The sequence below is a fragment of the Kutzneria kofuensis genome (assembly GCF_014203355.1).
Classification (GTDB): Bacteria; Actinomycetota; Actinomycetes; order Mycobacteriales; family Pseudonocardiaceae; genus Kutzneria; species Kutzneria kofuensis.
Genome location: NZ_JACHIR010000001.1, coordinates 8,640,508 through 8,654,509 on the forward strand (window position 1 = coordinate 8,640,508; position 14,002 = coordinate 8,654,509).

The 14,002-nt window shown below is 68.5% G+C and carries 16 protein-coding genes and 1 pseudogene; 5 read left to right on the plus strand and 12 right to left on the minus strand.

Annotation, left to right across the window (positions count from 1 at the left end; translation table 11 throughout):
- Window positions 1-6: 6 nt before the first annotated feature.
- Window positions 7-609 (minus strand): TetR/AcrR family transcriptional regulator, encoded by a 603-nt coding sequence (locus tag BJ998_RS38945; RefSeq protein ID WP_184868250.1) that lies wholly within the window; start codon window positions 607-609, stop codon window positions 7-9.
- A 176-nt stretch (window positions 610-785) separates the two neighbouring features.
- Between BJ998_RS38945 and BJ998_RS38950 the strand changes: the two genes are divergently transcribed.
- Entirely contained in the window at window positions 786-1,520 is a 735-nt protein-coding gene (locus BJ998_RS38950) for an SDR family NAD(P)-dependent oxidoreductase (RefSeq protein ID WP_184869215.1), read from the plus strand.
- Window positions 1,521-1,577: 57 nt separating this feature from the next.
- Window positions 1,578-2,201, plus strand: coding sequence for an NADPH-dependent F420 reductase (locus BJ998_RS38955; RefSeq protein WP_184868251.1), 624 nt, complete (start codon window positions 1,578-1,580; stop codon window positions 2,199-2,201).
- Here the strand turns inward: BJ998_RS38955 and BJ998_RS48850 are convergent.
- Window positions 2,182-2,313, minus strand: coding sequence for a hypothetical protein (locus BJ998_RS48850; RefSeq protein ID WP_281393062.1), 132 nt, complete (start codon window positions 2,311-2,313; stop codon window positions 2,182-2,184). The genes BJ998_RS38955 and BJ998_RS48850 overlap by 20 nt on opposite strands.
- Window positions 2,314-2,319: 6 nt before the next feature.
- Here BJ998_RS48850 and BJ998_RS38960 point away from each other — a divergent pair, with 6 nt between their 5' ends.
- Complete coding sequence (locus BJ998_RS38960; protein ID WP_184868252.1) at window positions 2,320-2,544, plus strand: DUF1349 domain-containing protein; 225 nt, start codon at window positions 2,320-2,322, stop codon at window positions 2,542-2,544.
- 885 nt (window positions 2,545-3,429) lie between these two features.
- Here BJ998_RS38960 and BJ998_RS38965 read toward each other — a convergent pair.
- The 5 genes from BJ998_RS38965 to BJ998_RS38985 form a co-directional block, all read right to left on the minus strand.
- On the minus strand, window positions 3,430-4,524 hold the full coding sequence (locus BJ998_RS38965) for an MBL fold metallo-hydrolase (protein WP_184868253.1): 1,095 nt from the start codon (window positions 4,522-4,524) through the stop codon (window positions 3,430-3,432).
- 73 nt (window positions 4,525-4,597) lie between these two features.
- Window positions 4,598-5,014: a hypothetical protein gene (locus tag BJ998_RS38970; protein ID WP_184868254.1), complete on the minus strand. Its 417-nt coding sequence runs from the start codon at window positions 5,012-5,014 to the stop codon at window positions 4,598-4,600.
- 73 nt (window positions 5,015-5,087) lie between these two features.
- Window positions 5,088-5,921: an alpha/beta fold hydrolase gene (locus BJ998_RS38975; RefSeq protein WP_184868255.1), complete on the minus strand. Its 834-nt coding sequence runs from the start codon at window positions 5,919-5,921 to the stop codon at window positions 5,088-5,090.
- A gap of 44 nt (window positions 5,922-5,965) precedes the next feature.
- The gene (locus BJ998_RS38980) at window positions 5,966-6,763 is read right to left on the minus strand and encodes an alpha/beta hydrolase (protein ID WP_184868256.1); all 798 of its coding nucleotides are present in this window, start codon (window positions 6,761-6,763) and stop codon (window positions 5,966-5,968) included.
- A gap of 223 nt (window positions 6,764-6,986) precedes the next feature.
- On the minus strand, window positions 6,987-8,189 hold the full coding sequence (locus tag BJ998_RS38985; protein WP_184868257.1) for a metal-dependent hydrolase family protein: 1,203 nt from the start codon (window positions 8,187-8,189) through the stop codon (window positions 6,987-6,989).
- A gap of 177 nt (window positions 8,190-8,366) precedes the next feature.
- On the opposite strand from BJ998_RS38985, the gene BJ998_RS38990 reads away from it, so the two are divergent.
- Window positions 8,367-9,248: an AraC family transcriptional regulator gene (locus BJ998_RS38990; protein WP_184868258.1), complete on the plus strand. Its 882-nt coding sequence runs from the start codon at window positions 8,367-8,369 to the stop codon at window positions 9,246-9,248.
- Window positions 9,249-9,347: 99 nt separating this feature from the next.
- Here BJ998_RS38990 and BJ998_RS38995 read toward each other — a convergent pair.
- Window positions 9,348-9,494: pseudogene (locus BJ998_RS38995) on the minus strand (aldehyde dehydrogenase family protein); the annotation flags it as partial.
- A gap of 686 nt (window positions 9,495-10,180) precedes the next feature.
- Window positions 10,181-10,696 carry a cupin domain-containing protein gene (locus BJ998_RS39000; RefSeq protein ID WP_184868260.1) on the minus strand — a complete coding sequence of 172 codons (516 nt, stop codon included), beginning with the start codon at window positions 10,694-10,696 and terminating at the stop codon, window positions 10,181-10,183.
- A gap of 57 nt (window positions 10,697-10,753) precedes the next feature.
- On the opposite strand from BJ998_RS39000, the gene BJ998_RS39005 reads away from it, so the two are divergent.
- Window positions 10,754-11,419 carry a TetR/AcrR family transcriptional regulator gene (locus BJ998_RS39005; protein ID WP_184868261.1) on the plus strand — a complete coding sequence of 222 codons (666 nt, stop codon included), beginning with the start codon at window positions 10,754-10,756 and terminating at the stop codon, window positions 11,417-11,419.
- 172 nt (window positions 11,420-11,591) lie between these two features.
- On the opposite strand, the gene BJ998_RS39010 is transcribed toward BJ998_RS39005, so the two are convergent.
- The 3 genes from BJ998_RS39010 to BJ998_RS39020 form a co-directional block, all read right to left on the minus strand.
- The gene (locus tag BJ998_RS39010) at window positions 11,592-12,275 is read right to left on the minus strand and encodes a DUF7779 domain-containing protein (protein ID WP_184868262.1); all 684 of its coding nucleotides are present in this window, start codon (window positions 12,273-12,275) and stop codon (window positions 11,592-11,594) included.
- Window positions 12,276-13,269: 994 nt separating this feature from the next.
- A complete protein-coding gene (locus tag BJ998_RS39015) occupies window positions 13,270-13,818 on the minus strand; it encodes an HIT family protein (RefSeq protein WP_312890525.1) in 549 nt (182 codons plus the stop codon).
- Complete coding sequence (locus BJ998_RS39020; protein ID WP_184868264.1) at window positions 13,784-13,978, minus strand: hypothetical protein; 195 nt, start codon at window positions 13,976-13,978, stop codon at window positions 13,784-13,786. The genes BJ998_RS39015 and BJ998_RS39020 overlap by 35 nt, the downstream gene beginning before the upstream one ends.
- Window positions 13,979-14,002: the final 24 nt, after the last annotated feature.

The following is a 14,002-nucleotide window of genomic DNA, read 5'->3' on the forward strand; positions in this document are numbered from 1 at the left end:
ACGCCCTCATCGCTGGGCTGGTGTGGGGATGGCGTTGTCGATGAGGACGGCGGCGATGGCGGCGGCGGTGGGGAAGGTTTCGGTGTTGAGGGCTCGGTTGCGGGCCGAGGCGCCATCCAGGAGCAGCGCCAGTTGTTCGCCGAGCTGTTCGGGGTTGGTGGCGCCGGCTTCGCGTGCGGTTTCGGCGAGCCGTGCGGCGACGGCTTTTTTGTAGTCGTGTGCGCGCTGGCGTGCGGGGTGGTGCGGGTCGGGGATTTCTACGGACGCCGCGATGAAGGGGCACAGGGGCGTGATGTCGTCCTGTGTCGCGGTCGTGGGCGCCTCGAAGGCTGCGAGGAGTCGTTCGCGGGGCGTGAGGTCGGTGCGGTCGAACACTCCCGGCATGACGTCGGGATCGAAGCGGCGCAGGTATTCGGCGACGAGTTCGTCCTTGCCGGTGAAGTGCTGGTAGGCCGTGCGCTTCGACACCTGGGCCACGGCGCAGAGTTGGTCCATGCCGGTCTGGTTGATGCCTTGCTCGCGGAACAGTCGTTGTGACGCGCTGAGGATGCGCTCGCGCGCGCCCCTGCCGCGGCGCCGGCCTTGGGGGCCCTTCTCCAACTCCGTCATACCCCGAGCATAGCCCAGGAGGGTAACGCCCGGTGTACATAGCTTGCGTTCCAACTGACCGTCCGATACGTTAAGGACACAGGTCGGTGTACATAGCTGGTGCTGTCGTGGTCGGCGCGGCCACGACGCGGACCGGCGTGCACAGCTGTGTTGGCCCATCTATTCATGGAGTGATCGTGGGAAAGCTCGATGGCAAGGTAGCGGTGATCACGGGCGGAACAAGTGGCATGGCGCTGGCCGGCGCCAAGCTGTTCGTCGACGAAGGAGCGCATGTTTTCATCTCGGGCCGGCGGCAGGAAGCGCTGGACGACGCCGTCAAGCTGATCGGCCGGAACGTGACCGGCGTGCAGGGCGATGCGGCCGACCTGGCGGACCTGGACCGTTTGTTCGACACGGTCAAGCGGGAAAAGGGCGCGATCGACGTGTTGTGGGCCAGCGCCGGGACGGGCGAGCAGCGCAGGCTCGGCGAGATCACCGAGGAGCACTTCGATGCCACCTTCGGGCTCAACGCGCGCGGCACGCTGTTCACGGTGCAGAAGGCGCTGCCGCTGTTCAACGACGGCGGCTCGATCTTCATGACCGGGTCGAACGCGTCGGTCAAGGGCTATCCCGAGTGGAGTGTGTATGCGGCGAGCAAGGCCGTGCTGCAGGCCTACGCCCGCGTGTGGCTGTCCGAGTTGAAGGACCGGCGGATCCGGGTGAATGTGCTGATGCCCGGCCAGGTCGCCACGCCGAAGCAGGAGGAGTTGTTCGACGAGGAGACGATGCGGCAGTTCGAGTCCCTGATCCCGCGGGGAGAGATGGGCCGCCCCGAGGAGATCGCGACGGTCGCGCTGTTCCTCGCCTCGGACGACTCGAGCTATGTGAACGGGACGGAACTGGCCGTTGACGGCGGCACCGCGGCGGTCTGAGCGGGAGAAAGCCAGAGCAGTCAACCCTTTCGATCGTCAGTCAAGACGGGACAACTCATGAGCAGCATCAGCATCATCGGCACCGGGAACATGGCCCGCACCCTCGGCGCGCTGGCGATAGCGGGCGGCAACACCGTCGAGATCATGGGCCGCGATCAGTCCAAAGCCGCCGACCTGGCCAAGGCTCTCGGCGGCGGCGCCACGACGGGAGAGTGGGGTGCCGTCCCGGCCGGGGACATCGTCATCGTGGCCCTGTTGTACGCCAGCGTCGTTCCGGTCGTCGCCCACTACGGAGACGCCCTCGCGGGCAAGGTCATCGTCGAAATCAGCAACCCGTTCAATTCCGCGGCCGACGGGCTGGCCCACGGCGAGGACACCTCGATCGCGCAGGAAGTCGCCAAGGCGGCCCCGGCCAGCGCCAGCGTGGTGAAGGCATTCAACACGATCTTCCGCCATGTCTTGGAGAAGGGCCGACCCGTCGTCTTCATCGCCGGCGACGATGCGCAGGCCAAGGCGGGCGTGGAGGCGTTCATCGAGAGCCTCGGGCTACGCCCGCTGGACGTCGGCGACCTGAAAATGGCGTACTGGCTGGAGGGTGCGGGCGTGGTGACGATGGGTCTCGCCCGCCACGGTGTGGGGAATTGGGACTTCGCCCTCGGCGTCACCGAACTTCCCGGCTGAGCCGCACCGCCCCGAGATCAACGTTGTCGCCGTCCGGTGGCATCCAGTGGAACAGCGACGGCAACCCGTACATCGACTCCGTGACCCCGGACAACGGCTCCATCGCGGCCACGGTCCCGTGCACCTCCGGCTGGTGCGCTCCGGCGCGAGCTACACCGGCTACTACTCCGAGGACGGCCAAACCTGGTCGACCGTCGGCACCGTGACCGCGCCCGGCCAGGCGGCCACCCAGAACGCCGGGCTGTTCGTGGTGTCCGCCTCGTCCGGCTCACCCGCGCTGATCGGCTACACGGCTTCACGATCTCCTGACCGGTGTTGCCGGGTCGGGGCGGTACGGTCTTGACCCGCGACACAAGCTGGGGTGCTCGGGTAGAAGTCCACCGGCGGTCAGAGCGTGGGATGCTGGTCGCGCACCGGGCTCAGGGTCTCCAGCAGCGAGGCGATATGCAGGATGGTCGACTCCGCGTGCCGAACTGGCCGCCGACTGCACGCCGGTCGGCAGGCCGGTGCTCGAGGTGCCGAACCGCATGGAGCCGCTCGATGCCCTGCTCGGCCATGGACGTCTCGGCCGCGTCGCGCATGACCTTCGTGGTCGTGTGCATCTGGTCCAGCGCCTCGTCCAGCCTGGTCAACCTCCTGAGTTCGGCGGCACCTACTTGGTCGGGGTGAACGTCCCACGGCGGCCGAAGGGCTCTGGCCTGAGGACCAACGGTTGATCATGTTGGGTTTCCCCACGATGCAGGTCGCTCGCGACTGAGACGCGTCACCGGGATACGCCCAGGCGCTCGCGATCAAGCCGGATGCTCTCGAACGCCGGCTCCCGGTGCCCTGGACGAGATCGCCCCGCCTGGTCGCGGCGGGCGGCCGCGGGTGCCCGTCGCGGCGAGCTTCAGGCCGGCCGGCACGTGCACGGCAAGGTCGTCATCGACATCTGGATCAAGGCCGCCGATTGCCCTGACGGGGCACGGCTTGATCGTCCGGGGGCGTGACGGGCAGGCCGGTCGTGACCAGCGGTCGAAGCGGGGCCCGTGCCACCAGGAACGCGAGCGCGGTAAGGAGTCTGCGGAGCTCGCGATCAGCTTTGTCGCTTTGCTCGGCCGTGGTCGAAACGGATCCGCGGGGCGAGCCTGATCCACCGGCCGGACCATGAAGCCGGCATCGCGCATGCCGAGACCGCCGTGATCATCTCCACGGCGGTTTCGTCGTCTGGCCGGCAGCTGTGCAAGCGCTAGGGATGGATCCCGAACGGGCCGAGCACGCCCGCGTCGATGCGCAGCGAGTTGACCATGCTGGCCGCGTTGTCCATGGTGAAGACGTCCGCCGCGGCGAGCTTGTCGATGTACTTCGCGACGACCGGGTCAGCGGCCTGGCGGGCGACCCCGTCGAGGTAGGTCTTGAAGATGGCCCAGGAGTTTCCGGTCGACCCGTACTTCTGGAAGTACGGCGTCGGGTCGAGCGTGGTGAGTGCGGTACGGGCGCTGTCCTGTAGGTCGGTCACGTAGTTCTGTTGCAGCACAACATCCTGCCGGCTGCCGAGCCGGCCGAGGTGACCGGAGACCAGGGTCGTCCAGGAGTAGTCCATCGCCGTCTGGTGAGCGGCCAGCCAACCCGGCACGTCCTGCGACTCGGCCAGGTTCTTGAACGGCGTCCACCCCGGGAAGATCACGTCCACCACCATGAGCGTGCGCTGGCGCGGAGCGTAGACGAAGATGTTGTCGGGGCTGTGGTTGGGCCCGTGATAGACCAGCTCCAGACGCTCACCGCCGACGGTGAGCACGTGTCGATCGTCGAACGTCACCGACGGCACGGGACGGTTCGGGTCGTTCGCGACCCGCAGCAGCCGCCGGGCCTCGGTGTGGGCGATCACCTCCACGTCGCGGCCGAACAGCCCCGCCGCGCCGATGTGATCGGCATGGTTGTGGGAGTAGACCACGTGCGTGACCCGCGAGGGGAGCCCCTGGGGCTTGGTCACGCTGTCGATCGCCCGCTGGATGTTCCGCCCGATCGTCGGCGGGGCGTCGACCAGCACCACGCCGTCGCGTGTTGCGAGGAACATCGCCTGATAGCTGGAATCGGTGACCCAGTAGAGGTTGCCGCTGATCTGTCCGACGTAGTAGCCGGCGGAGTTCAGCGCGGGTCCGAACGACGTCGGCGGCACCGGGGCGAAGTCGGGTAAGTCGGTCGACCCGGCGGCGTTGGCCGTCGCTGTCCCGCCAGCACCCACGAGCGCGACGACCGCCGGCGCGGCGGCCGCGATCGATGCCCGGCGCAGGAACGTGCGCCGGTCCGATGCGGCCGGTCCACGGTATTGCTCTTCGGTCATGGCTTCATTCCTTTTCAGATCTGCCAGCGTGTGCGGAACCGGCCATTGCGGCGGTGCGGGTCAGTCCAGGTGCTCAGCGGTCGACCGAGGCCGGTTCCGGCCGCGTCGACGCGCGCCTGGTCAGCACCATGGCCGCGGTGGAGAAGGCCAGACCGATGATCCAGGCGACGGGTCCCTGCACCCCCGGCCACAACGGCGCGTAACCGGGAACGAGGATGAGCACGATGAAGCCAACATCGGTGATGCCGGCCACGCCCAGGTTCAACCAGTAGCCCAGCCGCCAGCGTCGAAAGATCGTGATGACGGACACCACGGCGATGACGGCGGCCGCCGAGTACAGCGTCCACGCGTCCTGGAACAGCCGGCCCTGGATCATCGACGGTGGGACCGTGTCTCCCAGCTTGACAACACCGGCCGCGGCCTGAAAATGCAAAGCCGCCCAGAGAATATAGAAGAGAGCACCGATTATCGACAGTATTCGCGCCGCCATGACAAAACCTTCCATGCAGGAGGGAGAACGTGCTGACCGCGGTGAGTTTCGACGGTCACACCATGCGGCGTGGTCACGAGGTGTGGTGGGCCGCTTCCTCGATGACGTGCTGCACGGTGCCGGGGTGGGAGATCATCGACAGGTGGGAGGCGTTGATCTCGGTCACGGTCGAGCCGGCGCGCTTGGCCATGAATTCCTGCGCCGCGGCGGGCAGGGCGTGGTCGGCGGTTCCGATGACGTCCCAGCTGGGAATGCCGCTCCAGGCCGGCGCGCCGGACGGTTCGCCGAGCGCGGAGGCCGCGATCGGGCGCTGGATGGCGGCGAGCTCGGCGGCCTGCGCGGCCGACAGGTCGTTGGCCAGGATGCTCCGGAACTGCGCCGGCGTGATGTAGGCGTCGACGACGCCGTCGGCCGACGGCACGAAGGTGAGCGCGTCCGGGGTGACCTGGCTGCCCGGGAACTGGGTGGTCAGCCCGTTGAGGGTGTCGCCCTGGGCGGGGATGTAGGCGTCGACGTAGACCAGGGCCTTGACGTTGGTGTTGCCGGTGGCGGCGTTGGTGATGACGAAGCCGCCGTAGGAGTGTCCGACCAGGACGATCGGTCCGGGGACGGTCTTGAGGTAGCTGGCGAGGTAGGCGGAGTCGCCGGCCACGCCGCGCAGCGGGTTGGGCGGCACGTCGACGGTGTAGCCGTCGCGTTGGAGCCGGCTGACGACACCGTTCCAGCTCGAACCGTCGGCCCACGCGCCGTGGACGAGCACGACCGTCGGCTTGGGCCCGTGGCCGTATGCCTGGCTGGTGGCGGCGGACACGGCCGCGCCGGGGATGAGCCCGGCGGCGACGGCGATGGCCGCGCCGACCAGGGCGAATCGGACTCCGCGCGAGCGCGGTCGGTGTGCTGTACGCATGGGTTTTCCCTTCCTAGGTGATGGAGCGTGGTACGGCAGGGGGGTCAGAGGCCCAGATGCCGCAGCCAAGCGAGGGTGTGGTCGGCGACCTCACGCCAGCCGTGGTCGAAGACCAGGGAGTGGCCCCGGTCGGGAAACGACCGGTAGTCGGTGATCGCGCTCGATCCGGCGTAGAGCTTGTACGCGGCCTTGGCGACGACTTCGGGGACGGTGTGGTCCTGGCCGCCGCCGATGATCAGCAGTGGTCCACGGTCGTTGTTCCTGGTGTCCACCGCCGCCGGCGAGGACGTGCTGAAGTTGGCGGTGCTCGCCTCGAACAGCGGCTTGCCGGGGCCGGGAATGGCCCAGCGTTCGAACAGCTCGTCGGATTCGGCCTGCGGGATGGCGTTGCCGAAGCCGTAGCGGAACTGCTTGCTGGTGAGCGCGACCGCCTTCTTCTTGTTGCCCGGCTTGGACAGCACGGGCAGGCCCGAGCGGATCTGCGCGAACGGCACGGGCTTGACGCCCTTGATCTGGCCGGGGTCGATGGCGATCGCGGCGGCGGCGTGTCCGCCGGCCAGCAGTTTCTGGGCGATCAGGCCGCCGAAGGAGTGGCCGATGACGATCGGTTTGGCGCGCAGGCCGTTGATCACCTTCAGGTAGCTCGCGGTGATGTCGTCGATGCCGTGCCCGGCGAGGGCGGCGGCGTTGGCGCGGGTGGCGGCGACGGTGTCGGAGTCGCCGGGCCATCCCGGGGCGATCGGGTCGTAGCCGGCTTGTCGGTAGAGATCCACCCAGTTCTGCCACGAGTCGGAGTGGATCCACAGGCCGTGGATGAACACGACCGGCGTCGATGCGGACATGTCCGAGTCCTCCCATTACTTAAACTGACTAATAACTCCACCTGGGCCGTAGCACCCTGCCGAGGACACGGGAATCCCGCGCCGCGGACCGCGCGGTCGAGCGAGGATGCAACACGGGACCACGGACTGCGCGCAGTTCACACCCGTGCTCTGCACGGCCAGACCGGGGTGGGACGGCCCGACCGGCCTCGGCGTGCCGGTCGGGCTCAGGACGTTTTCGCGGTCACACCGCCCGCACGCCGTCCTGCCACACCTCCCGCACGTTGCCGGCCAGGCCACCGAAGTCGTACGGGTCACCGGCGACGACCACGACGTCGGCGCGATGGCCGGGGGCGAGACGACCCAGCTCACCGTCGAAACCGAGCAGCCGCGCGGCCGACGACGTCGTCGCGACCAGCACGTCGGCAGGGCTCATGCCGCACGAGCGCATGAGACCAAGCTCCTCGAGGTTCGTCCCGTGTGGACCGACGCCGCTGTCGGTGCCCATCGCGATCCGCACGCCCGCGGCGACGGCGCGGCGCACCGAGTCGGTGTGGACCTCGGCGACCTCTTTCGCCTTCCGCACCACGGCGTCCGGCAGTGACGCCCCCGCCTCGGCAGCGCGGATCACGTTCACCGGCGCCACGAGCGTCGGCACGAGCCACGTGCCGCGCGCCAGCATGAGCTCGATGGCCTCGTCGTCGAGGTAGATACCGTGCTCGATGGAGCGGATGCCGGCGCGCACAGCGTTCTTGATGCCCTCGGTGCCCTGCGCGTGGGCCATCACCGCGCGGCCCTGCATCTGGGCTTCGGTGACGAGAACGTCGAGCTCCTCCACCGTGAACTGGGAATGCCGCGGATCGGAGCGTGGTGAGAGCACGCCACCGGTGGTGCAGACCTTGAGCACGTCGGCGCCCGCGCGCAGCAGCGTTCGCGCGACCCGGCGCATCTCGTCCGGGCCATCGGCCATCGCATCGGGCCGGCCCGGGTGCGGCAGCGACGCCGGAACGCAGTGGCCCGAGGGCAGCCAGCCGTCGCCGTGCCCGCCGGTGGGGCTGATCAGGCCGATGGCGATCTGCAGTCGAGGCCCGGAGATCAGCCCGTCGGCCACGGCCTGCTTGATGCCGAGGTCGGCGCCAGCCGCGTCGCGCACGGTCGTGATGCCGAGCTTGAGCGTGGTCCACAGGTTCCGGGCCGCCTCGTAGAACTGGTACGAGAACGGCTTCTGAACTTGCGGCAGCAGCCCGAGGCCCGACCCCACCACGTGCACGTGGCAGTCGAACAGGCCGGGCAGCAGCGTCGCGCCCGTGCAGTCGACGGAGAGGTCGCCGTCGAGGCCGGCGCCGACATCGACGATCACCCCGTCCTCGATCACCACGTCCGCCGGCGCGGGTTCGCTGCCGGTGCCGTCGAACACCGTGCCACCGGTGAATACCGTGCGGGTCATACTGGTTCTCCTGCCTTCACGGGAACACCGGGCCAGCAGGTTGGCCGGCGAGCACCGCGCCGGTGGCCCCGGTGATGCCCACGATCAGCCGCACGATCGACTCCTCAACATTTTCGGTCCATCGGATTCGAGACTATGGTGGTTCTGCTCCTCCTACTGGCACGTTTTGGACAGGTGATGGTCAGAAACGGACAGCATGCGATCGCGGCGCTGCCCTACCGCGCGCACGTCGTCGGGGTGCCGCGCGGCGTCAAGGTGAATGACTTCCCGGGCCTGCTGACTCGGGCCGCCGGGCACGGCGTCGACCCGTACGGTCTCAAACGACCCGAATTCCATGTGCTGGTCGCGGTGCGGACCGGGACCGTGCGCTGCTCGCTGGACTTCACCGACCACGAACTGGCTCCCGGCGACTGGTTGTGGGTGCGCCCAGGGCAGGTCTATCGGTACAACTCCGGACTGGACGGCGTCGAGGGGCGGATCGTGTTGTTCCTGCCTGGCTTCCTTGACGGCGCCACGGCCGAGGTCGCCGGCGTCGACCGAGGCGCGTGGCAGCCGACCTCGGTGCCGGCAGAGGGCGAGGGCGACACCCTGTGGCAGGTACTGGGCCTGCTGGAACGCGAGTACGCGCGATGGGGCGAACGGCCGTCGGAGACGCAGTTGGAGGTGCTGCGGCACCTGCTCGCGGTACTCGTGCTGCGGCTTGCGGCTTTGCGTGGCACGCATGGGGAACCGAACGTCGCCGGGGATGCGTTCCTGCGCTTTCAGACGGCCGTCGAGCAGGGCTTCGCGCGTACACATCGAGTGGAGGACTACGCGGCACAACTCGGGTACAGCGTGCGTACCCTGACCAGGGCCACCCAGACCGCGGTGGGGTGTGGCGCCAAACGGTTCATCGACGACCGGGTTCTGCTGGAAGCCAAACGCCTGCTCGTGCACACCGACCTGCCGGCGGCGTCGATCGGGCAGCGGCTGGGCTTCCCCGGGGCCACCGTGTTCACGAAGTTCTTCCGTCAGCGGACCGAGCAGACGCCGACGGAGTTCCGGGCCGGCGGGGTCTGAACGGTAACGACGGCTCACGACCACCTGCCCGCTCCGTCCAATGTGGTCCGCCACCGGACCGGGCCGGCCGTCCGGAGGAAGGGGACGGTCGGCGGCGGTTCACAGCTGGTAGATCGACTTCGTTCGTTGGAAGGCCGCGAGTCCGTCCGGGCCCAGCTCGCGGCCGATCCCGCTGTTCTTGACGCCTCCGAAGGGCGCCCCGAGGTCGGGCAGGTAGCCGTTCACGCCGACACTGCCGGTGCGCACAAGGGCCCGGGTAGAGCGGGTCGAGTGGTGCGAGCGTCACCTTGCAGTGGTGGCGGACACCGAGCGGTGCGGTACGCGGGTGGGCGTAGGCCGCGACCGGCCACTCAGTCCCCGCCGCCAGCCGATCCGCCGCAACCAGGAACCGGCCGACCGGCGCCGGGCAATGTCCGGAACCCTCCGACGAGAAAGCAGCGCGCGCATGGCTGGACGAGCGCCGGCCCAACGGCGACGTACGAGTGATCTGTGGCCAGCTCACTGTAGATGGGACTCGGTACGTCCTTGGCCACACGTTTGTAGGAAGACTCTCCTACGCGCCGTTCGTTGAGACTACGGAGCAGCTTGGTCGTGATGTAGCAGCCGGGTACCCGTACATCGTGGGTGATGTCTTGGCGAACACGGTGGACCGCACAGAGGACATTCCGCACGTGGTTCAGGGCGCGGTGCTCGAAAGCCGTGATGGCATCGCGACGTGGATGGCGCCTGTTCCGAGCGGTGGCTGGGATGAGGACTGGGTTGACGAGAGGACGGCGAGCACCTGGCGTGGACTGATGGAGATGGAGCGGGGAGAAGGCCTCCCCAGGAGTTTGTCGTACCTCATACGTCGGGCGCGACGCTTGAATGCCGTCGTGCCGTACTCGCCCTAGTCACCGCAGACTCGGTCCTACAGGGTCTGCTCGATGTGGCCTTCAGCCTGCCGTGCTCGGCGGTGGCCCGAGGATCTCGACGCGGTGGCGCGTTGAGGCGTGGCCGATGGCGGCCGGGTCCAGCCGTGCCTGGTCCCACTCGCCGATGCCGGGTAGGCGATGCTCACGGGCGGGTTCGCCCGCCTCGGCCAGGAAGTGTTCGAAGCCACCGGGCGTGGTGATCTGCAACGCGTGCAGCGGCTCGTCCAATCCGACCACGAAAGTGTGCGCCAGCCCGACCGGCAGCATCACGAAGTCACCGGGACCCGCGACGAACTCCTTGCCGTCGCAGCTGAAACGGGCGGTGCCCGACAGCAGGTAGAACATCTCGTCCTCGTCGTGGTGGCGATGCAACGGCGGCGCGAATCCAGCCGGATTGACGAACTCCGCGACGGTCAGCCGCCCTCTGGTGTCGACACCGCCCGCCTTGACCGTGGCGAGGCTGCCGAGGAACCACCAGGACTGCCCGTCGGCGGGGCCGAGCACGTATGGACGAGTCGGCGGTGTGCTCTGGGACATGGTCGCCTCAATTCGATAGACAACGTCTAGTGAACATGATGCTAGTATCGCCGAACCATGGACGATGTCAAGGACAGCCTCGGCGGGGCCGCCCGACGGCCCTACCGGTCTCCGTTGCGGCAGGAGAACGCCCGGCAGACTCGGCAGGCAGTCATCGCCGCGGCCCGCGAACTGTTCGTCACCCGCGGGTACGCGAGCACCTCGCTCAACGACATCGCGACCGCAGCGGGCGTCGCCCGGCCGACCGCGTTCGCCGCCTTCGGGTCCAAGCCCGCGCTCCTACGCCATGTACTCGACCAAACTCTCGCCGGAGACGACGAGCCCGTGCCGGTCGCCGAGCGGCCCTGGTTTCGCCCTGTATGGGACGCCGCGACCCCGGCGGACGTCCTGGACGCTTACGCGGGCGTGTGCGTGCTGATCAACGGACGCGCGGCACGGATCTTCGAGGTCGTGCGCCGCGCGGCGGACCAGACCGCCGAGATCGCCGAGCTGTGGGAGACGTTGCAGCGCAACCGCCGCGCGGGCGCACGCATGGTCGTCGACCACGCCTTCGCAACCGGTCCGCTGGCCGCCGGGCTGGACATCGACCGCGCGACCGACATTCTGTGGATCTACAACGACCCCGCCCACTACGACGCCCTGGTGACCCACCACGGCTGGTCCGAGCACGACTATCGCACCTGGCTGTCCAGCCAGGCCCGGCACGCCCTACTCGGGCCGTGACCAAGCCAGACGGCGCAGCATCTGCACTGTCCAGGTGGGCGCAACGCACGACCAATCCTCATAGCCCATGCGCTCGTCAAGGCGACAGGACCAGCGATCAATTACCGCAGAAAGAAGTGCCGCGGTGACGGTGCCGGCCGGATCACCAGCGTGGTCCCGTCAGGAGGCGATGTTATTGCGTGTGGTGAGGGTGTCGGGGTGGTCGGGGCCAAGTCGGTGAATCGCCGTGTCGTGCAGCCGCTGGAAGTAATCCGCGGCCTCGGCCACCAACCCACACTCTGAGGCTTCGTCCGCCGCGAAACAGCACTGCATGCCCGTCTGGCTCCCACAGACCGTCTCCACTGGCCGTCATCGCCGCCTCGGTGTTGGCGCGGAGTACCTGTCCCAGTGCGGTGTCCCGCTCAACCTCAGGCCACGCCTCGCACAGCGCGTCCGCCGCGACACGGGCCAGCACCGACAACCGCCCCTGCGACAGGCTGTCCCGTGCGGCGCGCTGAACCAATGCGTGGACCCGGACCGCCCGAGGCGCTGAGCCCGGATCCCAGGTGATCAAGCCCAATCGATGCAGACACGCCAGCCCCTCCCGCGCATCCGCGGCATCCACGATATGCGTGGTCTGGTCGGCCAGCATCTCCAGCACAGCTTTGGAGCCGAAGACCTCGGCGGGGATGCCGTTGGGGTCCAACACACTGGCCACTTCCAACAGCCCGCCCGCCACCCCGGCCGGGGACAGACGGTTGGCGTACTCGATCGACAGCGACCAGGTCGAGGCCACCGTCTGCCGATGCTGATCAGGAAGCCCCTCGGCATCGGGCAACACCGAGACCAACGACCGATGCCGATCGCCCAGCAGCACCCGGTACTCCGCGCAGGTCAGTCACCGGTCGAACCGGTAGGCGCCCGCCTGGGCCAACGCCACCGGCAAAAGTACCCAACTCCGCCGCCAACTCCTCGACGCCGGCCAGCAGGTCCGGCTGCTCGGCCAATACCGCCGATAAGCCAGCGCCTCCGCAGGGGTGAACACATCGACCTCGACCCGCCGACGCCGGTGACCATCCAGGGCGGCGTCCCGACGCCGGGTCGTCACCACCACCCGCCCCGTCGTCGAGTGCGGCGGCCACCACTCCCGCACATCACTGGGCGCCTGGACGTCAATCGAGCACCAGCAACCACCTCGCGGTACTGCTCGCTAGCCACTCCAGCAGCCGCCGCGCAGCCTGCTCGGGGGTCGGAGTCCTCGTGCCCGGTCAGATCCGCGGCCTGCCGGCAGCAAGGTGGCGTGCTGATGTGTCGGTCGCACGCGACGTGAAACGCCGCCGTAGCGACGACACAACTGCTTGCGTTCGTGGCCTTGGCGGCCGCCGTAGTCGCGCCTACCGCGGCTACGGCAGCCGCGGCCGTTGGAGAAACAGATGTCCGTGCAGAAACAGCCGTGCGTCGTCTCGCGGATTGGCGACTTCGCATCGGATGTCGTCACGATCAACGAGGCCTGCCGCGACTACGTGGCCGCGATCGCCGCGGGGACTGCGGTTCGCCAGCCTGACGCGCTTAGGAACGTACGAGACCGGCCGTGGCGACGGGGGTATCGCGCCAGGACCAGTCCACGGACCTGTTCGGCCGGCCGTGACCGGGCGCTGGAAGCCGGGCCGGATATCGGCACGGCTGCATGCTCCGATCGTGGACTCCCAGATTGGCCGCCACCCCAGCGGCTGCGCAATTGAGGACGCCGAGGCCGGCTACGACGACGATCATTAGCGTGAGGCATGGCAGCGAGTGCTTCCGCGGCGGTCATGGCGCCGCCACCCTCGACGTCCTGTTCGGCTTGGGTGCCGAGCGAGGCGAGCGGCGGATCATTCTTGCGCGCGGCGGTGCGCAGAGCCTCCGTCGACCGGTGGCGCAGTCCCCATCGCCGACAGCCGGACCGGGTCGTCATCGATCTGGTGCTGCGACCGGCCAGCGGGCCAGGTCGTGAAGTTGTCGTTGCCCCACCGCGGAATTACGTGGAAGTGCAGGTGCGGTACGGACTGCTCGGAACCCGGCCCGCTGGCGTTCAGGATGTTGACACCCTGGGCTCCCAGCGCCGACCGCATGCCGTCGGCCACTCGTCTGACCAGCACCATCGACGCGGCAAGTACGGAAGGCTCCGCGTCGAAGATGTCTGTGATGTGCGCGGTCGGGATGACCAGGGTGTGGCCGGGTGCGATCGGCATGCGCGGAGCGAATGCGCAGGTGGATTGGTCACGTGCGATCCACCTGGCGCTGTCGTCGCGTATGAGGTGACAGAAGACGCAGTCCATGCTGTGTGAGTTTTCCAGGTACGGCGCCGCACATCCCTTAGCTGGTGTCCCGGTGGTCCCGATGTCTTTACTTGGCGTTGTTGTCGACCAGCTTCTTGACATTGGCCTGGACGAGCCTGACCTTGGCCAGGATCTCGTCGGCGGTGGCGGTCCAGGCGAACGGCGGGGGGACGTCCGCCACCGACACGGGGTCGCTCGCGACCGTCCCGGCGAAGTCCAAGCCGGGGGACACCGTGCCGGCCCAGATCACCCGGGCCGGCACGGCATCGACTGTGAGGGAGACGAT